Raw genomic sequence first — 24,218 nt, forward strand, 5'->3', positions numbered from 1 at the left:
TTCCCTCGCCTGCCGTTCGGCTCAGGTCGGCGGCGCTTGCGCCACGACCATGAGATGCGGGCTGGCGCCCAACAACGCGGGTTCGCGTTCCACGCGGGCGATCGCCCGCAACGCGGCCGCCCGCGTCGTCGCGTCCGACAGCACCTCGTCTCCCAGGGGCACCGGACCCTCGATGGCCAGGACGTCCACCCCTGCGAAGCCAGCCGCGGCCACCTCGTCGGCGAGTTCGTCCGGGCGGTGAAAGTAGGCCAATGTGAACCACTCCGGCCTGGTCTCGACGTGCGGGTTGCGATGCACACCGGTGTGCAGGTCGGCCACGACGATCGACTCGAACTCCGGCTCGGCGACGGCCTTGGTGCGCAGACCGTCGACAGTGGACGCGAATCTGGATATCGCTGCGGCCATGAGGCGGCCGCCGGGACGGAGCACACGTCGCGCTTCGTGCAGTGCACGCATCCGGTCGGCCCGGTTCACCAGGTGATATAGCGGGCCGAGCATCATCACCGCATCGACGCTATCGGAGTCGAAGGCTGAGAGATCACGCGCATCACCCACGACCGCGTCGGCGAGCGGGGCCGACGACTGCCGTCGCGATGCCATCCGCGCGGCGTCGACGTGAGCCTCGACCGGGTCGACCAGATACACCGAATATCCCGCCGCCGCCAACGGCAACGCATAGGCACCCTCGGCGCCGCCCACATCGAGAAGCGTTGCCGGTGCGGCAGGAAGGTACCGCTGCAACAGCTCGGTCGTCCGGGTCGCTTCTAAACGGCCCCACGTGGCGAGGCTGTCACCCTCGACGCCCTGCGCGTAGTGCTCAGCGATCTGTGGGTCGAGTTCCATGCCGCCAGTATGGGTCGTGAGCCCAGGATCACCTCGCACCCAGACCACGCGTCGGGTGCACCGAACGCCGGAGGTTCACGAGATGTTGCGACTTCGGCGCTGACAGCCGCGGACTCCCGGCCGTGTCATGGTGGCGCGTCACGGCGCCCACGATTTTCCGGACTCTGTCTGCTCCCCGGGTCTGAAGCTTGGGGGTCTTGGGCGTCTCCGCCTTGCGGGTTTCCTCCGGCGTGCTGGTGTGCGGGGCAGCGGTGTTGACTGCGGGCACAGTGAAGTTCTGCAGTGCCACACCGATATCCGATGCGATCCGAGATGCGGTGTTCAGCCCGGTCAGGAACGCCCTCTGCCCACCGGCCGCCAGCGCCTTGTGAATCGGGGACCACGTCGACGTCGTGTACGCCGAGTCGATGATCCGCTTGAGCGGAACCTGGACCGCCTCGAGCAGTTGCTCGTTGACCCCGAGACTCTGCAGTGGGCGCAGGATCGGCAGCAACCCCGTGTACGGGATGAGGTACGTCGTGGTCGTCCCGCCCATCGAATTGGTCGTGGTGGTGATGTCGGAGGCCGGAATCGTGCTCAGGTCCACCCCGTAATTGACCTGGTTGTGCAGATAGACCGCACCCAGGATGGCGTTGACGTCGGCGAGAATGTTGAGCTGATTGGCCGGCCAGTCGGCGATCCCGTCGTACTGGCGGTTGATGATCACCGTGTTGTACGGCGTTTCGGGGGCGGCGACGAAGGTGATGCCCGGTAGCTGCAGGCCCGCGTCGCGGCCCATGATGCCCGTAGGGCTGGTCGGGTCCGCGAACCGGACGAACGTGATGTCGGTGTTCGCAGGTGGATTGGCGAGCAGTGCCTGCTCCTCCACGCTGAGGACCACATCGCCCTGCGAGACGCCGATCACCTGGATGGGCTGCCCCGGCGGGACGGCACGAATCGCCGCGTCCAGGGCGATAACTCCTTGTGCGACAGATGGATCCAGCGCGACGGTGCCCTCGAACGGATACAACGACGCCGGATAGCCGATTTGGTAGGCGGTGCTCGCGAACTGCGTGACGGCCGGGCCCATCCACGCCAGGCTCACGGTCCCGGCCGGCTGCGGAGACGGTGAGGTTCCGGGCACGTACAGCGTCGTGGTGGCCTGCGCCGTAATGGACCCAAATGTTGCGAAAGCAAATACTGCGGAAACGACGACACCGGCCCTCGTCACGGTGTGTTGATCGACGAGTCGCACAGCGCAGCATGGCGAGGAGGAACCGGACGCAGGCAGCACAAACCGAGTCATATCCCCGACCTCCCGGGCTACAGCAAACTATTTGCCGTCCCCGTCAAAAGATACATGCACAGCTGCATCTATTCAACGGATTGAGCTCATGCGTCAGAATCTCCTTGCGGCCCGCGTAGGCCGTCAAGCGCCGGATGGAGCGTCGAACACCCGCGGCGCAGCCGCCACCAGGACTCGGCAGGCCCGCCGCCATCGCCGCGTCGCCCGGGCGGCATCGCCGTCGACGAAGCTGGCGATGAGAATCCCGCGCAGCGTGTCCATCGCCGTGAAAACGAAGTCGCCCAATTCTTTTGACGCCGCAGCTGCCGCAGGCAGGACATGTTCGGCGGCGGCGACCAGTGCGGTGTTCACGATCGGCTCGACCTTCTCGATCTCGCCTGCCAGCACGCGGTCGGTGCGGCCCGCCACCCAGAGTTCGACGGTCGCCGCGAACAACGGGCCCTGATGCAGTTCCCAGAGATAGTCGAGCAGCGACGTGAAGAAGTCAGCACCCGGGTCGAACCGGTCCACCTCGTCCATCACGGCTTGGGCGCGCAACTGCGCGAGACGCTCGATGGCCGCCACCACCATGTCGGACTTGGCCCGGAAGTGATGCAACTGCGCGCCGCGAGTCAGCCCGGCAACCTTGGCGATCCTCGGCGTCGTGGTAGCCGCGTAGCCGTAGGTGATGAGGCATTCGATCGTCGCGTCGAGCAACCGCGCTCGAGTCGCCGCGCTGCGCTCGGCCTGTGTGCGCCGACCGCCGGGTGCGCCGACGTTCGGCTCGTCGGTCATGCTCGGGCTCTCATTGTGGAATAGCTGGACGTCGCCACGCTATATCACCGGTTTGGTCATCCGATGGTGATCGACCGCGGACGCCGTTCGGCCGTCGGCCGAACTGGAATGAACTAAAGGGGTGGTCCCGGCTGGGTTCGAACCAGCGACCTTCCGCGTGTGAGGCGGACGCTCTCCCACTGAGCTACGAGACCGGGGAACGACGTGGAACATTAGCACGGCTTCCCGGCGTAACCAGAATCGCCACCTCAGCGGGCCCGGTCAACCGTTGATCAGACGTACACGCGGCCGACGAGTCTCGTTCATGACCGACCTCTGCCCCAGATTGCCACGTGAGTTAACTCACACCACTCCAGTCCATCGTGCAACAGCTCCGGTCGCGGTCCCGAACGCACTGGCGACGAGCGAGGCCGCAAGCGCACCCAAGCGCCGCCTTCCGGCAGGACACCGTGACGGCCCACGGATTTTCGGTTTTCACCGGAGGCTCGCGACCCATTCTGAAACACTGATTTTGGGCGGCCTTTTCCCTCCCGTAATGGGGATTTGTGTCTGCGCGCCTCCGTGCACTAATGTTCTGCATCGCGACGGGCGACGATCTCGCCCGTGGCGCGCGGATGTAGCGCAGTTGGTAGCGCATCACCTTGCCAAGGTGAGGGTCGCGGGTTCGAATCCCGTCATCCGCTCGAAGGTGCAGTGGCATCAACCCTAGCGGTGGAGTGGCCGAGTGGTGAGGCAACGGCCTGCAAAGCCGTGCACGCGGGTTCGATTCCCGTCTCCACCTCCAACAGTTTCAACCCGCGCGATTAGCTCAGCGGGAGAGCGCTTCCCTGACACGGAAGAGGTCACTGGTTCAATCCCAGTATCGCGCACCACAATTGGTAGAGATGAGGCCCGGCATTCGCCGGGCCTTCGTCGTCTCCGGGGACCGTCGAATCTTCCTGTTGCCCAACAGGTTCGCGCCTCCCCCGAAAAACCCACCCAAGCTCGCGGCGCACACGTGTCACTGATCGGCGAAACGTTAGAGTCAGATGTGTGCCGAGGATCACCGCCGCTTCCGTAGAGGAGCACCGCGAGCTGGTCCAACAGCGCGTCTTTGATGCCTTTGCCACGCTGATGGCCGACCACAGTTTTGACGCCATCACCATGGCCAAGCTTGCCGCTGCAGCCGGTATCGGGCGCACGGCCATCTACCATCACTTCGCCGACAAGGAGGCGGTGGTCGTCGCGTTCGCGTCCCACGAGACGAGTCGCTACCTCGACGGGTTGCACGCCGCGCTGGCCGACGTCGACGATCCGGCCGACCGGCTGGCGGTGTTCATCCGGCACCAACTCGACGCCGGTCAGCAATTCCACATGGGGTTCGGACCCCAGTTGTACGGCGCCCTGTCAGCCCACACGATGCTGGCCATCCGGGACCACGTGGTGGCGGTCGAAGATGTGCTGCGCGAAATCTTGGCCGACGGGGTGGCCGCGGGCCGGTTCGCGGTCGATGACGAGTCCGCGACCATATCGCTGATTCATGCGTGCCTGGCGCCACGGCATCTGCCGACGGACGCGATCGAGCGCTTCATTCTGCGTGCGGTGAGCGCGCGGACGTAGACCCCCGCCCGCGGGCATGCGATGCTATTTTTCTGACACATTGTCGACATCATGTTGACAACCTGTCGCCAAACCTGGAGCACAGCATGCCGCCGAGCACCACCGTCGCATCCGAGATCGACCGATCGCTCTCAGTCGCCATGCGCGAGGGCTCGCGGGCCGAACACGATGCCGCGGAGCACTCGTCGTTCATGGCCGAGCTGCTGCGCGGACGGGTGAACGCTCAGGGCTACGTGGACTATCTGCTGCGGTTGCGTGCGGTGTACTGCACCCTGGAAACCGTTGTGCGGGCCTGCCGCAACGATCCACTGGTCACCGCGGTGTACGACCCGGCATTGGAGCGGCTGGCGGCGCTCGACGCGGACCTGGAGCACTGGGCGCCACACACTGCGGGTGAGGTCGACTCCCCCGCCACACGGGACTACTGCGCGAGGCTCGCCGCCGCGGATTGGGGTGGCGCCGTGGTGGCTCACCATTACACCCGCTATCTCGGCGACCTTTCCGGCGGGCAGGCCATCGGCCGGATACTCGACCACAGCTTCGATCTGGCCGGCGCCGGTCTGGCGTTCTATGCGTTCCCGATGCGCGCCAAGCCGTACAAGGACGCCTACCGCTCCCGGCTCGACGGGCTGAGCCTCGACGATGACGCCGTCGATCGCGTGGTCGACGAGGTCAAGGTGGCGTTCAGTCTCAATCAGGCGGTGTTCGACGAGCTCACCGCGAACCTGGCCGACTACCGCCGCTAGGCGCTTGCCACCGATCGATCGGTACACCAGCGCACCCAGAAAATACTCAGATCAGCTAACCAAACATGTGCAGAGGAGATCGATGACCGCCCCGGTATGGATGGCGCTGCCGCCCGAAGTGCACTCGACGCTGATCAGCAGTGGGCCGGGGGCTGGATCACTGCTGGCAGCCTCGGCCGCGTGGAATGCCTTGAGTAGCGAGTACGCCTCGGCCGCAGCCGAACTCACGACCGTGCTGGGCACCGTGCAGGCCGGGGCCTGGCAAGGCCCGAGCGCCGAGCGATATGCCGCCGCACATGCGCCCTATGCGGCCTGGCTGAGCCAGACGAGCGCCAACACCGCCGCGGTGGCCGCCCAGGCCGAGACGGCCGCGGCGTCGTACAGCGCGGCGCTGGCGGCCGTTCCGACGATGACCGAGTTGGCCGCGAACCACGCGACGCACAGCGCGTTGGTGGCGACGAACTTCTTCGGCGTCAACACCATTCCCATCGCCCTCAACGAGGCCGACTACGTCCGGATGTGGATCCAGGCCGCCACAGCCATGACGGTGTATCAGGCCGGCGCGGAAACGGCTGTCGCAGCGGCACCGCCGACCACCGAGGCGCCGATGCTGCTCGCTCCCCCGGTGGCCCGCGCCTCGGCGACGGCCCTCCAGTTCGACGACCCGATCGAAGAATGGTTGTCGGGCTCCGAGCACTTCCTCAGCATGTACCGGGCGCTCAAACAATTGGTCACCGATCCGGTCGGCACGATCTACCAGATCATCGTGGACTTCGCGACGAGCCCGTCGACCGCGATCACCACCTGGATGCCACTGCTCTACGTCTTCGCCTACGCCGCCACGTTCGCCCTCATGGGGACTCCGTTGTACGCGGCGATCATGGGCTCGGCGGCCTCGGTGGCGGTCCCGATCGCGCTCGGCCTGTCCGGCCTCGTGCAGACGTACGACACGCCGGTCGACGAACCAGCCGCAGCCGTCACCGCCCAGCCGGCCGATCAGCCGAATGCCGTTGCGCTCACGGCGCCGTCGTCTACGGCTGTGGGCGGTGCCCCGAATTCCAGCACCGCCCCGGTCGGGGGCGCGCCGGCGTCGCCGACGGCGCCGGCCCCTATCCCGGCCGGCAGCGAAGGCGCCGGGTACGCGGTCCGCGGCGACGGGCCGGGATGGGGCTTCGGGCCGTCCATCCGGCATGGCGCGTCGAGCCCGGCCTCAGCGCCGCTGGGCAGCTCCGCTGCCGCGTCGGCCGGTGTGGCGGCGGCCAACCGGGAGCGACACCGGGATCGTAAGCGGCGCAACGCAGGAGCCCAGGACCGCGGCTACCGCCACGAGTTCATGACAATGGACAACACCACACCGCCACCGCCGGAGGCGAAAGCTGCCACGGCATCGCACACCGGAGCCGGGCCGATGGGTTTCGCCGGCACGATCACCGGGTCAACACCCGCAGCACCGGCCGGCTTGAGCAGTCTGGCGGATGAAAACGTCGGCAGCCCAACGGTTCCCATGATGCCGGGTAGCTGGGACGCCGATCAGGACCGGAGCTAGCTCAGGGTTGCACGTGCCCCGTGACGTCGGAAAGCCGTCGCGATCACCTAGGCCGCCAGTCTGAGATACCCTGCACTCGGAAGGAGAGCGCTCATGGCGCCCTGCACCCGGGCAGGTGGCCCGTCCACTTTTCTGGACTCGTAAGTCCAATTAATCTCGTGCACAATCCGCTCACATGAGACGCCACGAACTTCCGCGGACGCACGCAGCAGGTAGGACTTACCTTGTGACCGGCTCTACGTCCGGAATCGGCTATTTCATCGCCGAACAACTCGCCCGCACTGGAGCGCACGTCATCCTCACGGCCCGCACCGCCGGGAAAGCCGAGTTGGCACAGCGTGCCATTCGCCACTCCTGGCCTCAGGCCCAGCTCAGCACACTAAGCCTCGATCTTGCCGACTTGAGTTCAGTGCGTGCCGCTGCCGGGCATCTGGCGACCTTCGCCGACCGGCTCGACGGTGTCGTCCTCAATGCCGGCGTCCTCGCTCAGCAGACTCGCCGCGAAACTGTCGACGGCCATGAATTGGTCTATGGCACCAATCATCTTGGCCACTTCGCATTCGCGGCACAGATCTACCCTCTGCTGCAGAACACACTTGACAGCCGGATTGTCACCATGAGCAGTTACGCGGCCCGCTGGGCGACGCTGGACCTCACAGACCTCGAATCGAGCCGGGCCCCCTACCGCGGATTCGCGACCTACAAGCGATCCAAACTTGCCCAGACGATCTTCGCCTTCGAACTCGACCGCCGACTTCGCCGCGGCCAATCGTCGGTCTCCAGCCTGCTCGCCCATCCAGGTGGCGCGCTGGACGCACTGAGCCCCAAGCGCCCCCCGATGCCGGTAGCGACCACAGCGCAGGTGTTGCGGGCACGGCCCCTGTCCCTGATCGCGCAGGGCAAAGACAAGGCGGCATGGTCAGCGGTTCGGGCTGTTCTTGACCCCCAGGCCCACGGGGGCCAGCTCTGGGGGCCGAGGTTCCTTCGATCCAAAGGCGAACCTCGTCAGGAAAGACCAACCGCCGCAATGACCGATCGCGTTGTCGCCGAACAATTGTGGCAACTGTCCGAGGACGCTACTGGCGTGAAGTGGCCGAGTTTGAGCCAGCCTCGGCGTCTCTAGCGTCGACGACAGGACAATCAGCGCCGCCCGGCACTCGCCGTGGTACGCACTTAGCGTGACGATAACCGCGTCATCGGCCGCAAATGTTGTTCGATCACAGTCGGCTTCCACGGGCAACGATTGCGTGGTGCCGAACCCTGTTGAGAGCGCGCCGATAACCGTCAGCTTTGGCCTATTGCTAACCAGCCAGTTCTCGCAACACCGAATCGGTTGTGTCCCAGTCCATGCACTTGTCGGTGACGGATTGCCCGTAGGTCAACGGACGGGCCTCGGGCGCTTGGGCGCCGGCGACGAGGAAGCTCTCCAGCATCACCCCGCTGATCGGGAGACCGTCGCGAACCAGTTGCGCCACCTCGCCGGCAACGACGGCCTGCCGCACATGATCCTTGCCGGAATTGGCGTGGCTGCAATCGATCACGATGCGGCCAGGCAGTCCTGCCGCGGTGAGCTTGGCCGCTGCGGCGGCAACGGAGTCGGCTCCGTAGTTCGGTCCGTCGGTGCCGCCGCGCAAGATCACGTGGCAGTCTTCGTTGCCCTCGGTGCTCACCACCGCACCGCGCCCCATGTCGTCCATCCCGAAGAAGACATGTTCGGCCGCAGCGGCTTTCACGCCCTCCACGGCGACCTGAATGTTGCCGTCGGTGCCGTTCTTGAACCCGACCGGCATCGAAAGCCCGGATGCCAACTGGCGGTGCACCTGGGATTCGGTGGTGCGGGCGCCGATCGCGCCCCAGGCCACCGCATCGGCGATGTACTGCGGGCTGGTGGGCTCGAGGAATTCGCATCCGACCGGCAGCCCGATGTCGATGACGTCCAGCAGCAGCTTGCGAGCCACCCGCAGGCCGCGAGCGACGTCGAAGGTGCCGTCCATGTCGGGATCGTTGATCAGGCCCTTCCAGCCGAGCGTCGTACGCGGCTTCTCGAAGTAGACGCGCATGACGATCTTGAGCCGGTCGCCGAGTTCGTCGGCCACCTTGACCAGGCGGCTGGCGTACTCGAGCGCCGCTGCCGGATCGTGCACCGAGCACGGGCCCACCACGACCAGAAGCCGGTCGTCGTGGCCTGCCAGGATCGCGGCGATCTCGTCGCGGTCGCGGGCCACCTTCTCGGCCCGCCGAGCACCCAGGGGGAACTCCGTGAGCACGTCGTGGGGGCTGGGTATCGCGCTGAAACTTCGGATCCGCCGGTCCGATGTGGCGGGCGGCGTGACGATCTGCGCGAAAGTCATTGTTGGGGTGCCTTCCTGGTGGTGGGCACCTTCAGAACATCCGGCGCCCTTGAATGACGAAAGGCAGCAACCTTTGGTCACTGCCTGGGCTCCGGGTGGATGCGTGCTTAACGCTGCGCTTTATCGGCTCCGCCCGGAGCCTTGATAAAGCGCCAATAGCCGACGCATACACCGATGTTCACGTCGGCCAGGCTACACGACCACCCGAACCCGTCGCCAGCCGCGTCAGACGTAGCGATCACGCCCGGCCAGCGCTCCGGCGACCATCTGCACCGAATAGACCACCAGCACCATGATCCACGGCACCGTCCACCCCGCCGTCGTCTCGTGCAGCAGGCCGAACAGGAAGGGGCCCGTCGAGGCGATCAGATAGCCCAGCCCCTGCACCATCCCGGACAACCGGGCGGTGTCCTCGGCGTTGCGGGCGCGCAGCGCAATCACGGTGAGCCCCAACGAGAACACGCTCATCCCGATGCCGACCAGGATGCTCCACAGCAGCGGCGAGAACGCCGGATCGACGAGCAGACCGACCATGCCGATGAAACCGAGCACCCCGAGTCCGACGATCCATCCGCTCTGGTTCTTCTGACGCGCGGCCAGTGGCGGGATGATCAGGCTGATCGGCACGGCCAGTACCGAGACCAGGCCCAGCAGCAGGCCGGCGTCGCTCTTGCTGACGCCGTTGTCGATGAAGACCTCGGGCAGCCAGCCCATCACGATGTAGGCCAGAAACGCCTGGCAGCCGAAGAACAGTGTCACGGTCCAGGCCAGCGGGCTGCGCAACAGAGAGCGACCGCGGCTCTGACCAGTCGGGGCGGCAGTGCGTGCCCCGCGAATGGCCCGCGATGCGGGCACCCAGAGCAGCAGCGCGAGTACGGCCAGCAAGACCCAGCTACCCACGGCCGGGCGCCACCCGCCGAGCACCGGCTCCAGCGGCGGGGTGATGGCCGAGCCCAGCGCCCCGCCACCCTGCAGGGCCGCGGTGTACACGCCGGTCATCAGGCCGATCTGGGCCGGGAAGGAGCCTTTGATGACCACCGGGATGAGCACGTTGACCAGGGCGATTCCGGCGCTGGCGACCAGTGTGCCGCCGATGACGACGTACTGGCCGTCCAGCACGCGCACCACCAGGCCGACGCTGAGGACAACGAGCGCCAGCGATATCGCGTTGCCGAGGCCGACGCGGCGGGCCAGCCACGGCGCGGCCATCCCGGCGGCGGCGAAACACAGCACGGGCAGCGTGGTCAGGGCGCCGGCCCAGATGGCCGACGCGCCCAGCGCTGCACGCATCTCACCCAGCAACGGACCGACGCTGGTGATCGCCGGCCGCAGGTTCAGCGCCGTGAGGACCACGGCGACGACCAGCAGTGCTCCGCCTGCGGCCATCGCGGCTGGACGAAGCTCCACCGCGCCGTCGAGTTCGAGTTCGAGATCGTGCTCATAGGTATGTTGCGGATTGCTCTGCACGTTCTGAGTCACTCGGCTATGATGCCATACATCCCATGATTGGATGAAAGGATTTTCACGTGCCGCTTGTCACAACCCGGCGAACCGGCCTGGTTGACCAGGTGATCGAGCAGCTGCGCGCGTCCGTCAGCTCCGGAGAATGGCCGGTCAACACGAAGATCCCCACCGAACCCGAGCTCGTGGAGGCGCTGGGAGTCGGCCGCAACACCGTCCGCGAGGCGATCCGGGCCCTCGCCCACAGCGGCATCTTCGAGGTCCGCCAGGGCGATGGCACCTACGTACGCGCCACCAGCGAGGTTTCCGGCGCACTGCGCAGACTCTGCGGATCCGAGCTGCGGGAGGTGCTGCAGGTCCGGCGTTGCCTGGAGGTCGAAGGCGCCCGGCTGGCGGCGACCGCCCGCACTGAGCAAGACCTGACCGAGCTGCGCGCATTCCTGAATCGTCGCGACATCGCATCCGATGACGACTTCGCGCACGTGGATACCGAATTCCACCTCGCCGTGGTGCGCGCGTCCCACAACACCGTGCTCATCGAGCTCTACCGCGGGCTCACCGAGGCCATCCTGGCCAGCGTCGCCGCCACGAGTCGCACCCCACACGCCCGCTCCATTCCACACGACGGGCTGGTCGAGGCCATCGCCGCGGGCGAGGTCGACCGCGCAGGCGACGAGGCCAGCGGTTTCCTCGACGAGCTGCTGGCACAGGTGCCGGCTCAGGACTGCTGAGAGCCGGTCAGAAGGGCGAATCGTCGGCGGGCGAATGAATGATCGGCAACCGCAACAGCAACCGCGCCCCGCCGATCGGACTGGCCTCCAAAGACGCTGTGCCACCGTGCAATTCAGCTTGCTGAGCAACGAGCGCCAACCCCAGCCCCGAGCCGGAGCGCGAGGCCGTCGTCCCCCGCGCGAACCGCCCGAACACCTCGGCCCGTTCCGCCTCCGGCACCCCGGATCCGTTGTCGTCGACCACGATCTGCACGTCGTCGGCGGAACGCACTGCGCTGAGCCGGATTTCGGTCGCTCCGCCATGTTTGACCGCGTTGGCGATGGCGTTGTCGATCACCAGCCGCAGGCCGGCAGGCATGCCTTGCATCACCACGGTCGGAGACGGCATCAGGGTCGCCCGCAGCCCCGGATAGACCCGCAGGGCGTCGTGCGCGGCACGGTCCAGCAGCTCGGTGACGTCGACGGGCACGAAGTCCTCGACAGTGGTCAATTCGCCTTGCGCCAGCCGCTCCAGCGCCGTGAGGGTGGCCTCGATGCGGCTCTGGGTGCGCATCACGTCGCCGATCACCTCGTGGCGCTGTTCAGGGGTCATGTCCAGGGTGTAGAGGACTTCGAGGTTGGTCCGCATGGCGGTGAGCGGGGTCCGCAGTTCGTGCGACGCGACTGCGGCGAAATCGCGGGCCGATTCCAGCGCGGCCTTCGTGCGTTCCTGTTCGTTGCCGATGCGGTCGAGCATGCCCTCCACGGCCTCGGCGATCTCCACGGCCTCGCGCACGCCGCGCACCTGGACCTCGTCGGGCTTCGACTGAGCGTTGATGGCGCGGGCCTGCTGAGCGAGCAGCCGGAACGGCGTGATCATCACCAACGAGATCATCCAGCCGACAACGACCGTGCCTCCGATGACTCCGGCACAGATCAGGATCACCCGCAGATGCAGTTCGTCGATGCGGCGCTGGGTTTCGGCCAGCGGAGCACCAAGAGCGATGGACGCCGGCCCCGCGGTGAAGGTCCGTACCCGGTACTCGACCCCGTCGATCGTGGTGTTGGCGTAGCCGTTGTCCAACTGCGGCAACACGATATTGCTGGGCACCGAGACGGTGACCCCGCCGATGTGCGCGGTGCGCACCAGTCCCCCGCCGTCGGGCGCGGACGTGTCGTCCCCGGCCTGCCGGGGGCTGTTCAACAGCGTGCTCAGATCGCCCAGGCTGCTCAGCGAATCCAGCCGCCGGTCGAGCTGGCTGTACTGGTCATTGGTCACGCCGAGCCACACCCAGGTGCCGAGGGTGAGGACGAGGATCACGACGGAAAGCGCCGCGACGATCACGATGCTGCGCAGCGACAACACCCGCATCACCGGCCGAAGGATCGGCCGGAGCAGCTGGATCACGCGGTCTTCGAAGTTCATCGGCGCTTATCTTGCCCGATCACCGGCTCGCTTCACCCATCCATCAACACCGCACGCGCGTCAACCTGAGGTTGACGCACACCGATCGTCAACCTAGAGTTGACGCCATGAGCGAGCCCGTCAAGATCACCAACCCCGTCCGCCTCGACGACCTCATACACGCCATCAAGCAGGCGCATTCCGAACCCCTCGAACAGCTCACCGACGCCGTCATCGCCGCCGACGCCCTCGGCGAGATCTCCGATCACCTCATCGGCCACTTCGTCGACCAGGCCCGCCGCTCGGGAGCGTCCTGGACCGACATCGGCAAGTGCATGGGCGTCACCAAGCAGGCGGCCCAGAAACGCTTCGTCCCCAAAGTCCCCGACTTCGATCCGGCCGCACTGGACCCCAACGCTGGCTTCGGCCGGTTCACCCCGCGGGCCCGCAACGTCGTGGTCGCCTCACAGAACGCCGCCCACGGGGCGGGCAACGCCGAGATCACCGCCGACCATCTGCTGCTCGCATTGTTCAGCGAGCCCGACGGGCTGGCCGCCAAACTGCTCTCCGGTCAGGGCGTCGATGCCGACGGGGTCCGTGGCGCCATCACCCTGCCGCCACGGGCTCCCGAGGTGCCCGCCCTCATCCCGTTCAGCGCCACCGCCAAGAAGGCCCTCGAGCTGACCTTCCGCCAGGCACTTCGCTTGGGCCACAACTACATCGGCACCGAGCACATCCTGTTGGCGTTGTTCGAGGCGGAGCCCGACGACGGTGCGCTGCACCGGCTGGGCGTGGACCCACAGCGGTTGGAAACCGACCTGGCCGCGGCGTTGGAGCCGTTCATAAAGAAGAACGGGAATGAATGAGGCCGCCCCGCCGTAGCACTGGGCGTGAAGCTCAACGATGCCGCACGTGAACTCATCGGATCCGGCGCCGATGCCACCCTCGTCACGCTGAACCCGGACGGCAGCCCGCAGGTCACCCTGGTGTGGGTCGCGCTGCAGTCCACACCCGAGGGCGACGAGCTGGTGACCGCGCACCTCGCCGAGCACAAGAAGGTGCGCAACGTCCGCCGTGATCCGCGGGTCGCGCTGACGATCGTCGACCCCGGTCACGTCGGCCAGGTGATGCGCCCGTACCTCGCGATCACTGGCACCGCCCGCATCGTCGAAGGCGGCGCGCCCGAACTGCTCGCGGAGCTGGCGCAGACCCTGGCCTCCCCGGATGCGGCGTTCCCACCGGCGGACGCCCCGCCCGGCTGGCTGACGCGGATCCGCATCGACAAGGTCGGCGGCGTCGGCCCCTGGGCGTCCTGACCGCCAACCCGCTGTAACACGTTCCAGTCTGTGCGATCATGCCTGGCATGTCTCGCTGGCTTGCGCTCCTGTTCTCGGTCGTGACGACTGTCGCCGCTTTCGCCGCCGCACCGGCCGCTGCCGCCGAGGACACGCCGATCGGCCAGATCGGGCAGACCCTGCGCGTGAACTTCAACGGCATCGTCGCCGACGTCACAGTGCACGACGTCCTCGCCAGCGATGTCCCACCCGGCTGGGGCTGGAACGGCTCGCCCCGGTGGCGCGCGCAGGGCAGTCCGTGGCGGGCACCGGTGACCATCACCACCATCCAGGCGCCCAACCCGTACGCCATGGCCCTTGCGTTCACCTTCGACGGCGTCACGCCGTACGCGGACGCCTACACGTCCAAGCACACCGATGCACCCGACGCGCTGGAGAACGTGTTGCGCAACGCTCCGCCCGGGGCCACCGTCAACGGCGACGTGTACTGGGACGTCTACCGCGCGTTGGTCACCAACGTCGTGCTGATCAATCCGCAGACCGGCAAGCACCTGGCGCAGTGGAACCTCTGGCAGCCGGGCGCGCCGCTGCCGTGACCGCGATGAGCAGGGGCGCTGTCGTCGTCGATCAGGCGCGCCGCGCCGATCTGCCCGAGCTGGCGGCCGTCGCGGCCGCGACGTTCCCGCTGGCCTGTCCGCCGTCGTCGACCCCGGAGAACATCGCCGCGTTCATCGCCGAGAATCTCTCCGAAGCGCGGTTCGGTGACTACCTCGGTGACCCGGAGCGGATCGTGCTCGTCGCCAGGGATGGAGAGGCAATCGCCGGGTACGCCATGCTGATTCGCGGTGTTCCCGACGACGACGATGTGCAGCGCGCCGTCGTGGCCCGCCCCGCGATCGAGCTGTCCAAGATCTATGTGCTGCCCGAGCGGCACGGCGCGGGTGCGGCCGCCGCGTTGGTGGCAGAGGCGCTGCAGCTGGCCACAACGCAGGGCTTCTCCTCGGTGTGGCTGGGTGTCAATCAGAAAAACGAACGCGCCCAGCGCTTTTACCGCAAGCACGGCTTTACGGTCAACGGCACCAAGACGTTTCGTCTTGGCGCAGGCATCGAGAACGACTACGTGATGGTGCGGCCGGTCTGATCGGCCTGCTGGGCCGCGGCGGTCAGGGCGAGAAGGCGCGAGGTGGCCCGCAGATACTTCTTCCGGAACCCGCCGGCGAGCATCTCGGCGCTGAAGATCGTGTCCAGCTTGGTTCCCGAGGCCAGCACCGGGATGCCCGCGTCGTAGAGCCGGTCGGTCAGCGCCACCAGGCGCAGCGCCACACTCTGATCGTCGATCGGGTGCACGCCGGTGATGAACACCTCGGACACCCCTTCGATGAGGGCCTGATAACGCGACGGATGCATGGTCGCCAGGTGCGCGCACAAGGCGTCGAAACCGTCGAGTGTGGCGCCGGGCTTGGCTTCCGCGCGGTCCGCCACCTGGGTGTCGGTGAGCGGCTCGGGGGCAGGCGGCAGATCGCGATGACGATAGTCAGGGCCCTCGATGCGCACGGTCGTGAAGATCTGCGCCAACGTGTTGATCTCCCGCAGGAAGTCCTGCGCGGCGAACCGGCCCTCGCCGAGTTGCTCGGGCAGCGTGTTGGAGGTCGCCGCGATCGACACGCCACGCTCGACCAGTGCCGAGAGCAGACGTGAGATCAGCGTCGTGTTGCCCGGGTCGTCGAGCTCGAACTCGTCGATGCAGACCACCACGTAGTTGGCCAGCAGGTCGATGCACTCGTTGTAGCCGAACACGCCGGCCAGCTGGGTGAGTTCACCGAACGTCGCGAACGCCGTCGGCGCCTCGCCCAAAGCCGACAGCGTGTAATACGTCGACGCCAGCAGGTGGGTCTTGCCGACACCGAACCCGCCGTCGAGGTAGAGCCCCACGCCGGGCAGCACCTCACGCTTGCCGAACAGCTTCTTCTTCCCGGCCCGCCGCACCGCGGCCTGCTCGCAGAACTGCCGGCACGACTGCACTGCCGCGGCCTGCGACGGCTCCGCCGGGTCGGGCCGGTACGTGTCGAAGCTGACGTCGGCGAACGTCGGGGGTGGGATCAACTGCGCCACCAACCGCTCGGGCGTGACGGTGGGGTGCCGATCGGCAAGATGAGCGACGTCGCTGGACCCGTGCATGCAGGCAGCGTAACGACGTGCTCAAATTCTGCTTATGTCCGATGACATCGCTGGGACACAGCTCACAGTGCTCGGGCCGCTCGACACCGTCGACGATCCCCGGGTCCGCGAGCTCTACGCCTACCCCGATGATCTGCAGCGGTGCTGGGTGCGCGCCAACATGATCGCCAGCCTGGACGGGGGTGCGACGTCGGACGGAAAGTCGGGCGGACTGGGCGGGCCGGGTGACCGCGCGCTGTTTCACATCATGCGCGAAGCAGCCGACGTGATCCTGATGGGCGCGGCCACGGTCCGCATCGAGAACTACTCGGGCGTCCAACTGTCCGCCGCGCAACGGGAGGCCCGGCAGGAGCGCGGCCAGGCCGAGGTACCCCCGATCGCGGTCATCACCGCGTCGGCCAACCTCGATCACGACTCGTTGTTCTTCACGCGCACCGACGTGGCTCCCCTGATTCTCACGTGCACCAACACCGTCCATGACGCGCGGCACCGGCTGGGCGCGGTGGCAGAGGTGATCGACGCCTCGGGAAGCGACCCCGGGCGGGTCGACGCTGTCGTGGCGCTGCGGATCCTCGCCGAACGCAAACTGTTCCGGGTGCTGACCGAGGGCGGACCGCAGCTGTTGAGCACGCTGATCGAGAACCATCTGCTCGACGAACTGTGTCTGACGGTGGCGCCGCTGCTCATCGGCGGGGTCGCGCGCCGCATCGCCACCGGCCCCGGCCAGGTGCACGCCCAGATGCGTCCGGCACACCTGCTCACCGACCACGACGGTTTCCTGTACACGCGTTACGTCCGCGGTCGCTGACGGACCTATCGCTACTGTGGTGGCCATGCGTCATCAGCTGGTGAGGGCCCTGAGTGTGTCGACCGTGGCCGTGTCGGCACTGCTCGCCGGGTGCGCCCCGATCCTTGCCGCGGATCCGAAGTACGCCACCGGCACCGGCGCCCACCCGCAAGGACAGCCGGAGACCAGCGCGCCCCCGCCTGCCGGCCCGCCACCCATGGAGGCCCCGAAGAACGATCCACTGCAGTGGCGTGACTGCACGGCGCGGCTGTTCAGCAATGCCGCGATCCCGCCGGCCCCAGGGATCAAACTGGAGTGCGCGACCTACGACGCCGACCTCGACCCGATCGAGGGCGCCAGCGGATCGCTGAACATCGGTGTGGTGCGGGCGACCTCGCCGCAGACGCCACCCAACGCGGGTCCCCTGGTGATGACCACGGGTTCGGACATTCCGACGTCGGTCCAGTTGCCGGTGTGGTTGTCCCGCTCGGGCGCCGACGCGTTGGCCGCCCATCCGATCGTCGCTGTCGACCGGCGCGGGATGGGCATGTCCGAGGCCGTCGACTGCCGCGACGTCTACGACCGTCAGGAAATGCAGGACCAGGCGCAGTTCCAGTCCGGCAACGACCCGGTCGCCAATCTTGGCGCGGTGACCCAGACGGCGACCACCAACTGCACCGACACCATCGCCCCCGGCGACTCGGCATACAACAACGCCCACGCCGCCGAGGATCTCGAACGGCTGCGTAGTACCTGGGATGTCCCCACCCTGGCCCTGCTCGGCATCGGCAACGGCGCGCAGGTCGCGCTCGCCTACGCCGGATCCCACCCGAACAAGGTGTCACGGCTGATCCTCGACTCACCGCTGCCGTTGGCGGTCGGTGCCGAGGCCGCCGCCGAACAGCGAGTCAAGGGACAGCAGGCGGCGCTCGACGCGTTCGCCGCGCAGTGTGTCGCCACCAACTGCCCGCTGGGACCGGATCCGAAGGGCGCCGTCGACGCGTTGCTGGCCGATGCCCGCGCAGGCCGCGGGCCCGGCGGCGCCTCGGTGGCTGCCGTGGTCGACGCCATCAGCACCGCGCTGGGGTTCCCGCACGGTGACCGCGTCAGCTCCACCAATGACCTGGCCGCCGCGCTGGCCGCGGCCCGTTCCGGTGACCCCAACCTGCTCAACAACCTGATCACCCAGGCCCAGTCACTTCGGCAGACCGACGGGCAGTTCATCAACAGCTGCGGGGACGCGTTGAACCGGCCGACGCCCGACCGGGTGCGCGAACTCGTCGTGCAGTGGGGCAAGCTGTACCCGCAGTTCGGCGCGGTCGGCGCGCTGGATTTGGTGAAATGCCTGAACTGGCCCAGTAGTTCGGCACCGGCGGACCCCAAGGATCTCAAGATCCCGGTGCTGATCCTCGGGGTGCAGAACGATCCCATCGTCGGCAACGAGGGCGTCTCGGCCGTCGCCGCCAGCATCATCAACGCCGGCGCCACCAACCGTCGGGTGATGTGGCAGGGCATCGGTCACGGCGCCAGCATCTACACACCCTGTGCGCTGCAACCGATCACGCTGTATCTCGACACCGGCAAGGTGCCGGATACCGACACGTTCTGTCCTGCCTGACAGCTCGGCGTCCGGCCGCCGGTGTACGGTTCGCTGGTGACGGCAGTAGATTCCATCCGTAACGGCCTTCTGGGGACATTCCGTCCCCGCACCTCCCCGCCCAGCACCGCGACGGTGCTGCGCTCGGTCTTGTGGCCGCTGGCGATCATGTCGATCATCCACCGCAGCTACGTCCTTTCGACCAACGGCTACATCACCGACGACTTCGGCCCGGTGTACCGCGCGGTGTCCAATTTTCGGCGGCACTGGGCCATCTACAACGAGCACTTCAATTTCGTCGACCCGCACTACCTGTACCCGCCGGGCGGCACGCTGCTGCTGTCGCCGTTCGGGTTCCTGCCGGAGTTCGCGTCGCGCTTCTGGTTCGTCGCGTTCAACGCGGTGGCGGTCATCATCGCGGCCTGCCTTCTGGTACGCCTGTTCAAGTTCTCTCTGACCTCGGTGGCGCTACCGGCGCTGCTGCTGGCCATGTTCTGCACCGAATCAGTCACCAACACACTCGTTTTCACCAACATCAACGGCTGCATCCTGTTGGCCGAGGTGCTGTTCTTCCGCTGGCTCCTGGACGGAAAGCAAAGCCATCAGTGGCTGGCCGGCGCAGCGGTCGGGATGACCCTGGTGGTCAAACCCGTGCTCGGTGTCCTGCTGTTGCTGCCGCTGCTGAACCGGCAGTGGCGCGCACTGGTGACGGCGTTCGCGGTGCCGATCGTGTTCAACGCGGTGGCCTGGCCGCTGTCGGCGGATCCGATGGGCTTCGTGCACAACACGCTGCCCTACATCATGCAGACCCGCGACTACTTCAACTCCGCCATCCTGGGCAACGGCATCTACTACGGCCTGCCGATGTGGCTGATCGTCGCGTTGCGCGTCGCGTTCGTGGTGCTCGCCGCAGTCAGCCTGTGGTTGCTGTACCGCTACTACCGCGAGCGGGATCAACTGTTCTGGATGCTGACCTCGTCAGGGGTGTTGCTGATCACCTCGTGGCTGGTGCTGTCGCTGGCCCAGGGCTACTACTCGATGACGTTGTTCCCGTTCCTGATGACGGTGGTGCTGCCGAATTCGGTGATCCGCAACTGGCCCGCATGGCTCGGGGTCTACGGGTTCATGACCATGGATCGCTGGCTGATGTGGCGTTGGCCGACGACCGGGCGCTTCCTGGAGTACATGAAGATCACCTACGGCTGGTCACTGATCCTGATCGTGGTGTTCTGCGTGCTGTACTTCCGCTACCTGGACGCCAAGGCCGACGACCGGCTCGACGAAGGCATCGACCCGCTGTGGCTCAACAAGCCGCGGGAAGCCGTCTCAGCGTGAGTTGAACTGCATGACCAGACCCGCCAGGCGGGTCCGGGTCTGCAGGGCCAGGCCGTGCTGCGCGCACACCTCGGTCAGCTCGTCGGGGTTCACCAGCCGAAACGGCGACCGGTCGAGGCGGTGGATCGCCGTCGCCGGCGGGGTGCGCACCAGGTCGTAACCGGTGAACACGCCGCCGGGGCGCAGCACCCGCGCGATCTCGCCGACCGCCTGCTCCCACACCACGATGTGATGCAGCATCAGGCAGCTGATCACGGCGTCGAACGAATCGTCGGCGAACGGCAGGTCGGTCGCGTCGGCGGCCATCACGGTGACATCGGGATACGACTGCAGTCTGCGGGCGGCGGCGTCGACCATCACCGGGTCGAGGTCGGTGGCGGTGATCGCCAGGGTAGGTTGGGCCTGGCGCAGCCGGGCTGCCACATCTCCACTGCCCGAACCGATTTCGAGGACATCGCGGCCCAGCCGCTCGATCGGCAAGGCGCCGAGCACGGCGGAACCGGTGAGGCGCCACAGCACCCCGCGGCAGAACGATCGCTCGACGCGTGACATCACTGGCATGGCTGCTCCCCGGGGATCTCGTAGTGAGTTCCTTCAGCATGGAGCCGGTGGCGTCGCCGCGGCTTGCACAGATCCGTCACATCAGCGCGGGCGCAGCGCCCGGGCCACGTCGCGGGGCGCGATCCCGGTGAGTTCGCGGCACACGCGTGCGGCGTGCGCCCCGTCGCTGAATCCGGCTGCATGCGCCGCGTCGGTGATCGACGCGCCGCGGGACAACTCGTCGAGCGCGACCAGCAGCCGGGTCCACCTGGCGGTCGCGGCGAACGACGCGCCGGTCTGCTGCCGGAACAGTCGCCCCAGGTAGTCGGGCGACAACGCCACCTGCTCGGCGACCGAGCCGAGATCGGCGCTGCCGGGCAGCAGGGCCGAGACAACGGCGATCGCCTCGCGCACCTGCGGGTGCAACTCGACGGCGTTCTGCCCTGCGGCGCATTCGAGGAGATGCCCGGCGACCAGATCGGCCGCGCCTGCCAGATCACCTGTGCTCACCGCCGCTGCCGCACCGGCGGCCGCTGCATCGGCACCGTCCACCGCCCACACGCCGGGCGCCGCGCTACTCCCCCGGCTCGCCGCGTTCATCGTTGCCGCCGTAGAGGTTTCGGGACCGAGGTAGATCGACAGGACGGAGGTCGCGCCCGCGGTGTGCAACGCATGCTTCGCACCGCCCGCCATCACGGCGATCCGGCAGCGCTGTGTCGTACCGTCGCCCGAACTTACTGCGAGGGGCCCGTCGAGACCGACGGCGAGCTGAACGGCCGGATGGTGGTGGACCTCAATGTCGCCGAACACGCCGACGACCACCAGCTGCCCCGGCCGGGTGATCCACGTGCCCCGCATGACCGCAGGGTAGCCCGGGGTCTGCCACACCTGGCGCGCCTCGGCGCACACCACGTAATTTGGGGATATGACGAACCCGGGTCCCAAGGTGGAACTGACCGACGACCAGTGGCGCGAGAAGCTCACACCGGAAGAATTCGCGGTACTCCGCCGGGCCGGCACCGAACGCCCCTTCACCGGGGAATACACCGACACCAAGACCGAAGGCGTGTACGAGTGCCGGGCCTGCGGGGCCGAGCTGTTCCGCAGCACAGAGAAATTCGAATCCCATTGCGGCTGGCCGTCTTTCTTCGACCCGGCCAATTCGGACGCGGTGATCCTGCGCTCGGACAATTCCCTTGGCATGCGCCGGGTCGAGGTGCTGTGCGCCAACTGCCACAGCCACCTCGGGCACGTTTTCGAGGGCGAGGGCTACCCCACCCCCACCGACCAGCGGTACTGCATCAACTCGATATCCCTGCGCCTGGTCCCGGCCGAGAGCTGACGGCGACCCGCGGGCATGGTGGTTTCGCAGCCCACCGCAGCGCAATTGCGTCGATGGCGACAACATCTGGCCAATGAACGCGCCGAAGCGGCCGTGTACCGGGACCTGGCGCAGCGCCGCACCGGCGCCGAACGCGAGATCCTGCTGCAGCTGGCCCTGGCAGAGGGCAGGCACGAGAACCACTGGTTGACGCTGCTCGGCGACCAGGTGGGCAGACCGCACCGGCCCGACATTCGCACCCGGGTACTCGGATTCCTCGCCCGCCACCTGGGGTCGGTGTTCACGCTGGCGCTGGCCCAACGCGCCGAGGCGCGTTCGGCATACGAGACCGACGTGGACGCCACGCCGACGATGGCCGCCGACGAGCGCATCCACATGGAGGTCGTGCGCGCCCTCGCCAGCCGGGGCCGCGATCAGCTGTCGGGCAGTTTCCGCGCCGCGGTGTTCGGGGCCAACGACGGGCTGGTCAGCAATCTCGCGCTGGTGCTGGGCATCAGTGCCACCGGGGTGTCCAACCAGACGATCCTGGCGACGGGCCTGGCCGGGCTGATCGCCGGAGCCTTGTCGATGGGTGCCGGTGAATATGTTTCGGTCAACTCGCAGCTCGAACTGCTGGAGGCGTCGACACCCAGCGCCGCGGCCGGCACCGCGGTGAAGGCTCTCGACGTCGACGCGAACGAACTCGCCCTGGTGTACCGGGCACGCGGGATGAGCGAACAGCAGGCAGCCGACCGGGCCGCCGAGGTCTTCGCCAGCCTGCGGGCCGGCGTCCTGGGTGACGCGCCCCTGGGTGAGGTGTCCACCGAGAAGCACGAAGCCGTGGGAACAGGACTGCGCGCGGCCGTGTCCAGCTTCATGTTCTTCGCGTCCGGTGCACTGATCCCGGTGCTGCCGTATCTGTTCGGTCTGAGCGGCATCACCGCGGTGGTGGTGTCGGCGGTGCTGGTGGGGTTGGCGCTGCTGAGCACGGGCATGGTCGTCGGCCTGCTCTCGGGCGGACCGCCGCTGCGCCGCGCCATGCGTCAGTTGCTGATCGGCTACGGCGCCGCCACCGTCACCTATCTGCTGGGCCTGTTGTTCGGCACCGCAGCCGGTTAGTGGCGGTCAGACGAAGGCACTCAGCCCCGTGATCGCCCGGCCGACAATCAGGGTGTTCATCTCGCGGGTGCCTTCGTAGGAGTAGATCGCCTCGGCATCGGCGACGAAGCGGCCCACATTGTGTTCCAGCAGGATTCCATTGCCGCCCAGCAGTTCTCGTGCGTAGCCGACGGTTTCGCGCATCCGCACCGTGCTCCACGCCTTGGCCAGCGAGGAGTGCCGGTCCTCGGCGCGGCCTTGGTCCTGCAGTTGGGACAGTCGTGCGCACAGCGCCCACGACGACGTGATGTTGCCCAGCATGCGCACCAACAGGTCCTGCACCAACTGGAATCCGCCGATGGGCCTGCCGAACTGCTCGCGTTCGACCGCGTACTTCAGCGCGTTGTCGTAGGCACCGCGCGCGCACCCGACGGACATCCAGGCCACCCCGGCCCGCGTCATCCGCAACACTTCGGCGGTGTCCCGGAACGAGTTGGCGTTCTGCAGGCGGTCGGCCTCGTCGACCCGCACGTCGTCGAGCGTGATGAGCGCGTTCTGCACGATCCGCAGCGCGATCTTGTCCTCCAGCTTGGTGGTGGAGAACCCAGGGGTGTCGTTGGCCACGATGAATCCCTTGACCTGGTCGTCGGCGACGTCCCTGGCCCAGATGATGGTGAGATCGCCAAAGGTCGCGTTGCCGATCCACTTCTTCTGCCCGTTGAGAATCCACGTGTCACCGTCGCGGCGCGCGGTCGTGGTCAAGCCACGGGAGGCGCCCGACCCGACATCGGGTTCGGTCAGCCCGAACGAACCGATCTTCTCCAGGCGGGCCATCGCCGGCAGATAGCGCAGCTTCTGTTCCTCGTTGCCGCACAGGTAGATCGAGCCCATAGCCAGCCCGCCATGCACACCGGAGAACGTCGCGATCGACGGGTCCGTGCGGGCCAGCTCCATCGCGACCATGCCGTCGAGCAGATATGACCCACCGCGGCAACCGAATCCGTGATAGGGCAGGCCGGCCAGGCCGAGCTGACGGAAGCCGGGAACCACCTCGAACGGGAAGGTTCCGCGCTGCCAATGCCCATTGACCACAGGCGCGACTTCCGACGTCATGAATTCCCGCACCTGGTGCAGGAATTCGCGTTCGTCCGGGCTCAACAAGCCCTCGAGCTCATAGAAGTCGGCGGTGTCGATCGGGGTGGCGGGTCTGGTCATGGCTGTCTTCCTCGGGTGTTGGTCTGAACGAGGCGACGGGGTCGCCCGGTAGATCAATGGTCCCGAGGCGCGGTCCGGATGTCGTTGTCACCGGTGACAACGTCAACGCGACCGCAGTGTGGCAGCGCACAC

24 protein-coding genes and 4 tRNA genes are annotated in these 24,218 nt (G+C 67.3%); 17 read left to right on the top strand and 11 right to left on the bottom strand.

What is annotated here, in order from left to right:
- Window positions 1–21 precede the first annotated feature (21 nt).
- From BST13_RS25760 to BST13_RS25775, 4 genes are all read right to left on the bottom strand, one after another.
- On the bottom strand, window positions 22–843 hold the full coding sequence (locus tag BST13_RS25760) for a class I SAM-dependent methyltransferase (RefSeq protein ID WP_083166918.1): 822 nt from the start codon (window positions 841–843) through the stop codon (window positions 22–24).
- A gap of 28 nt (window positions 844–871) precedes the next feature.
- Window positions 872–1,966: a PE-PPE domain-containing protein gene (locus BST13_RS25765; RefSeq protein ID WP_158087193.1), complete on the bottom strand. Its 1,095-nt coding sequence runs from the start codon at window positions 1,964–1,966 to the stop codon at window positions 872–874.
- 285 nt (window positions 1,967–2,251) lie between these two features.
- Window positions 2,252–2,902, bottom strand: a complete 651-nt coding sequence (locus tag BST13_RS25770) for a TetR/AcrR family transcriptional regulator (protein WP_083166921.1) — start codon at window positions 2,900–2,902, stop codon at window positions 2,252–2,254.
- Window positions 2,903–3,024: 122 nt separating this feature from the next.
- Window positions 3,025–3,096, bottom strand: a tRNA-Val gene (locus tag BST13_RS25775).
- Window positions 3,097–3,512: 416 nt separating this feature from the next.
- On the opposite strand from BST13_RS25775, the gene BST13_RS25780 reads away from it, so the two are divergent.
- From BST13_RS25780 to BST13_RS25810, 7 genes are all read left to right on the top strand, one after another.
- A tRNA-Gly gene (locus BST13_RS25780) sits at window positions 3,513–3,585 on the top strand.
- 27 nt (window positions 3,586–3,612) lie between these two features.
- Window positions 3,613–3,686: transfer RNA gene (locus BST13_RS25785), tRNA-Cys, on the top strand.
- 13 nt (window positions 3,687–3,699) lie between these two features.
- Window positions 3,700–3,774 (top strand) — tRNA-Val (locus BST13_RS25790).
- A 160-nt stretch (window positions 3,775–3,934) separates the two neighbouring features.
- Window positions 3,935–4,501, top strand: a complete 567-nt coding sequence (locus tag BST13_RS25795; protein ID WP_083166923.1) for a TetR/AcrR family transcriptional regulator — start codon at window positions 3,935–3,937, stop codon at window positions 4,499–4,501.
- 86 nt (window positions 4,502–4,587) lie between these two features.
- The gene (locus BST13_RS25800) at window positions 4,588–5,247 is read left to right on the top strand and encodes a biliverdin-producing heme oxygenase (protein ID WP_083166924.1); all 660 of its coding nucleotides are present in this window, start codon (window positions 4,588–4,590) and stop codon (window positions 5,245–5,247) included.
- Window positions 5,248–5,329: 82 nt separating this feature from the next.
- On the top strand, window positions 5,330–6,793 hold the full coding sequence (locus BST13_RS25805) for a PPE family protein (RefSeq protein ID WP_083166926.1): 1,464 nt from the start codon (window positions 5,330–5,332) through the stop codon (window positions 6,791–6,793).
- A gap of 226 nt (window positions 6,794–7,019) precedes the next feature.
- Entirely contained in the window at window positions 7,020–7,916 is an 897-nt protein-coding gene (locus tag BST13_RS25810; protein WP_281254768.1) for an SDR family NAD(P)-dependent oxidoreductase, read from the top strand.
- 178 nt (window positions 7,917–8,094) lie between these two features.
- Here BST13_RS25810 and BST13_RS25815 read toward each other — a convergent pair whose 3' ends face one another.
- Together BST13_RS25815 and BST13_RS25820 are read right to left on the bottom strand one after the other, a co-directional pair.
- Window positions 8,095–9,144 (bottom strand): 3-deoxy-7-phosphoheptulonate synthase, encoded by a 1,050-nt coding sequence (locus BST13_RS25815; protein WP_083166929.1) that lies wholly within the window; start codon window positions 9,142–9,144, stop codon window positions 8,095–8,097.
- A gap of 225 nt (window positions 9,145–9,369) precedes the next feature.
- Window positions 9,370–10,623 (bottom strand): CynX/NimT family MFS transporter, encoded by a 1,254-nt coding sequence (locus tag BST13_RS25820; protein WP_083166930.1) that lies wholly within the window; start codon window positions 10,621–10,623, stop codon window positions 9,370–9,372.
- A 47-nt stretch (window positions 10,624–10,670) separates the two neighbouring features.
- Here BST13_RS25820 and BST13_RS25825 point away from each other — a divergent pair, with 47 nt between their 5' ends.
- On the top strand, window positions 10,671–11,336 hold the full coding sequence (locus tag BST13_RS25825) for a FadR/GntR family transcriptional regulator (protein WP_083166932.1): 666 nt from the start codon (window positions 10,671–10,673) through the stop codon (window positions 11,334–11,336).
- 7 nt (window positions 11,337–11,343) lie between these two features.
- Here the strand turns inward: BST13_RS25825 and BST13_RS25830 are convergent, their stop codons facing one another.
- Window positions 11,344–12,687 (bottom strand): sensor histidine kinase, encoded by a 1,344-nt coding sequence (locus BST13_RS25830; RefSeq protein WP_083167043.1) that lies wholly within the window; start codon window positions 12,685–12,687, stop codon window positions 11,344–11,346.
- A gap of 161 nt (window positions 12,688–12,848) precedes the next feature.
- Here BST13_RS25830 and BST13_RS25835 point away from each other — a divergent pair, with 161 nt between their 5' ends.
- The 4 genes from BST13_RS25835 to BST13_RS25850 are packed head-to-tail and all read left to right on the top strand — an operon-like array spanning window position 12,849 to window position 15,156.
- Window positions 12,849–13,586 carry a Clp protease N-terminal domain-containing protein gene (locus tag BST13_RS25835; protein WP_083166933.1) on the top strand — a complete coding sequence of 246 codons (738 nt, stop codon included), beginning with the start codon at window positions 12,849–12,851 and terminating at the stop codon, window positions 13,584–13,586.
- A gap of 24 nt (window positions 13,587–13,610) precedes the next feature.
- Window positions 13,611–14,036 carry a PPOX class F420-dependent oxidoreductase gene (locus BST13_RS25840; RefSeq protein WP_083166935.1) on the top strand — a complete coding sequence of 142 codons (426 nt, stop codon included), beginning with the start codon at window positions 13,611–13,613 and terminating at the stop codon, window positions 14,034–14,036.
- A gap of 47 nt (window positions 14,037–14,083) precedes the next feature.
- Window positions 14,084–14,611, top strand: coding sequence for a hypothetical protein (locus tag BST13_RS25845; RefSeq protein WP_083166936.1), 528 nt, complete (start codon window positions 14,084–14,086; stop codon window positions 14,609–14,611).
- 5 nt (window positions 14,612–14,616) lie between these two features.
- Window positions 14,617–15,156 (top strand): GNAT family N-acetyltransferase, encoded by a 540-nt coding sequence (locus tag BST13_RS25850; RefSeq protein ID WP_083167046.1) that lies wholly within the window; start codon window positions 14,617–14,619, stop codon window positions 15,154–15,156.
- Here BST13_RS25850 and zapE read toward each other — a convergent pair.
- The gene (zapE, locus tag BST13_RS25855) at window positions 15,132–16,193 is read right to left on the bottom strand and encodes a cell division protein ZapE (protein WP_083166938.1); all 1,062 of its coding nucleotides are present in this window, start codon (window positions 16,191–16,193) and stop codon (window positions 15,132–15,134) included. The genes BST13_RS25850 and zapE overlap by 25 nt on opposite strands.
- Before the next feature lie 34 nt (window positions 16,194–16,227).
- Between zapE and BST13_RS25860 the strand changes: the two genes are divergently transcribed.
- Genes BST13_RS25860 through aftC form a run of 3 tightly spaced genes read left to right on the top strand, consistent with a single transcriptional unit; the run spans window position 16,228 to window position 19,912 of the window.
- Window positions 16,228–17,001, top strand: a complete 774-nt coding sequence (locus BST13_RS25860) for a pyrimidine reductase family protein (RefSeq protein ID WP_083166939.1) — start codon at window positions 16,228–16,230, stop codon at window positions 16,999–17,001.
- A gap of 25 nt (window positions 17,002–17,026) precedes the next feature.
- Window positions 17,027–18,598, top strand: coding sequence for an alpha/beta fold hydrolase (locus tag BST13_RS25865; RefSeq protein WP_211296180.1), 1,572 nt, complete (start codon window positions 17,027–17,029; stop codon window positions 18,596–18,598).
- Window positions 18,599–18,619: 21 nt separating this feature from the next.
- Window positions 18,620–19,912: an arabinofuranan 3-O-arabinosyltransferase gene (aftC, locus tag BST13_RS25870; RefSeq protein ID WP_083166942.1), complete on the top strand. Its 1,293-nt coding sequence runs from the start codon at window positions 18,620–18,622 to the stop codon at window positions 19,910–19,912.
- Here the strand turns inward: aftC and BST13_RS25875 are convergent.
- Together BST13_RS25875 and BST13_RS25880 are read right to left on the bottom strand one after the other, a co-directional pair.
- Window positions 19,904–20,473: a class I SAM-dependent methyltransferase gene (locus tag BST13_RS25875; RefSeq protein ID WP_083166944.1), complete on the bottom strand. Its 570-nt coding sequence runs from the start codon at window positions 20,471–20,473 to the stop codon at window positions 19,904–19,906. The two genes, aftC and BST13_RS25875, sit on opposite strands and share 9 nt — an antisense overlap.
- A gap of 81 nt (window positions 20,474–20,554) precedes the next feature.
- A complete protein-coding gene (locus BST13_RS25880) occupies window positions 20,555–21,310 on the bottom strand; it encodes a helix-turn-helix transcriptional regulator (RefSeq protein WP_142282835.1) in 756 nt (251 codons plus the stop codon).
- A 67-nt stretch (window positions 21,311–21,377) separates the two neighbouring features.
- Here BST13_RS25880 and msrB point away from each other — a divergent pair, with 67 nt between their 5' ends.
- Window positions 21,378–21,794 carry a peptide-methionine (R)-S-oxide reductase MsrB gene (gene msrB, locus BST13_RS25885; RefSeq protein ID WP_083166947.1) on the top strand — a complete coding sequence of 139 codons (417 nt, stop codon included), beginning with the start codon at window positions 21,378–21,380 and terminating at the stop codon, window positions 21,792–21,794.
- Window positions 21,795–21,809: 15 nt separating this feature from the next.
- Entirely contained in the window at window positions 21,810–22,892 is a 1,083-nt protein-coding gene (locus BST13_RS25890; protein ID WP_083166948.1) for a VIT1/CCC1 transporter family protein, read from the top strand.
- A 6-nt stretch (window positions 22,893–22,898) separates the two neighbouring features.
- Here the strand turns inward: BST13_RS25890 and BST13_RS25895 are convergent, their stop codons facing one another.
- Window positions 22,899–24,086, bottom strand: coding sequence for an acyl-CoA dehydrogenase family protein (locus BST13_RS25895; protein WP_083166950.1), 1,188 nt, complete (start codon window positions 24,084–24,086; stop codon window positions 22,899–22,901).
- Window positions 24,087–24,218: the final 132 nt, after the last annotated feature.

The sequence above is a fragment of the Mycobacterium aquaticum genome, from assembly GCF_002086485.1.
Lineage (GTDB): Bacteria > Actinomycetota > Actinomycetes > Mycobacteriales > Mycobacteriaceae > Mycobacterium > Mycobacterium aquaticum.

Coding starts and splice junctions, on each gene's coding strand:
- BST13_RS25860 (WP_083166939.1), top strand. CDS start 16,228: ATGTCCGATGACATCGCTGGGACACAGCTCACAGTGCTCGGGCCGCTC.
- BST13_RS25845 (WP_083166936.1), top strand. CDS start 14,084: ATGTCTCGCTGGCTTGCGCTCCTGTTCTCGGTCGTGACGACTGTCGCC.
- BST13_RS25760 (WP_083166918.1), bottom strand. CDS start 843: ATGGAACTCGACCCACAGATCGCTGAGCACTACGCGCAGGGCGTCGAG.
- BST13_RS25815 (WP_083166929.1), bottom strand. CDS start 9,144: ATGACTTTCGCGCAGATCGTCACGCCGCCCGCCACATCGGACCGGCGG.
- BST13_RS25865 (WP_211296180.1), top strand. CDS start 17,027: ATGCGTCATCAGCTGGTGAGGGCCCTGAGTGTGTCGACCGTGGCCGTG.
- BST13_RS25805 (WP_083166926.1), top strand. CDS start 5,330: ATGACCGCCCCGGTATGGATGGCGCTGCCGCCCGAAGTGCACTCGACG.
- BST13_RS25830 (WP_083167043.1), bottom strand. CDS start 12,687: ATGCGGGTGTTGTCGCTGCGCAGCATCGTGATCGTCGCGGCGCTTTCC.
- BST13_RS25770 (WP_083166921.1), bottom strand. CDS start 2,902: ATGACCGACGAGCCGAACGTCGGCGCACCCGGCGGTCGGCGCACACAG.
- BST13_RS25890 (WP_083166948.1), top strand. CDS start 21,810: ATGGTGGTTTCGCAGCCCACCGCAGCGCAATTGCGTCGATGGCGACAA.
- BST13_RS25800 (WP_083166924.1), top strand. CDS start 4,588: ATGCCGCCGAGCACCACCGTCGCATCCGAGATCGACCGATCGCTCTCA.
- BST13_RS25895 (WP_083166950.1), bottom strand. CDS start 24,086: ATGACCAGACCCGCCACCCCGATCGACACCGCCGACTTCTATGAGCTC.
- BST13_RS25875 (WP_083166944.1), bottom strand. CDS start 20,473: ATGCCAGTGATGTCACGCGTCGAGCGATCGTTCTGCCGCGGGGTGCTG.
- BST13_RS25850 (WP_083167046.1), top strand. CDS start 14,617: ATGAGCAGGGGCGCTGTCGTCGTCGATCAGGCGCGCCGCGCCGATCTG.
- msrB (WP_083166947.1), top strand. CDS start 21,378: ATGACGAACCCGGGTCCCAAGGTGGAACTGACCGACGACCAGTGGCGC.
- zapE (WP_083166938.1), bottom strand. CDS start 16,193: ATGCACGGGTCCAGCGACGTCGCTCATCTTGCCGATCGGCACCCCACC.
- BST13_RS25835 (WP_083166933.1), top strand. CDS start 12,849: ATGAGCGAGCCCGTCAAGATCACCAACCCCGTCCGCCTCGACGACCTC.
- BST13_RS25880 (WP_142282835.1), bottom strand. CDS start 21,310: ATGCGGGGCACGTGGATCACCCGGCCGGGGCAGCTGGTGGTCGTCGGC.